Source organism: Streptococcus sp. HMSC061D10 (genome assembly GCF_001808865.1).
GTDB lineage: Bacteria > Bacillota > Bacilli > Lactobacillales > Streptococcaceae > Streptococcus.
Genome location: NZ_KV794996.1, coordinates 1 through 227, shown reverse-complemented (window position 1 = coordinate 227; position 227 = coordinate 1). Strand labels below are relative to the sequence as shown.

Sequence of the window (227 nt, the reverse complement as noted above, 5' to 3'; positions counted from 1 at the left end):
TCACCATATGACACACCATATGACACTACTGAGAAAGGTGAAAAACCTAACTTCATCAAGGCAGAAGATGGTAAGACATATAAGATCGTACCGAAGGGTGATTATCCTGTAGGTAAGGTTGATGAGAATGGACACCTTGAAAAGTCTGACCCAGTTACAGGTAAGGTTACTAAACCAAAATCAACTATCACTTATGTTTATAAAGAAGTGAATGGTAATGTCTATGT

The 227-nt window shown here is 37.4% G+C and carries 1 pseudogene; it reads left to right on the top strand.

The annotated features are described in order from the left end of the window. Window positions 1-227, top strand: a pseudogene (locus HMPREF2728_RS01435) (muramidase); the annotation flags it as partial.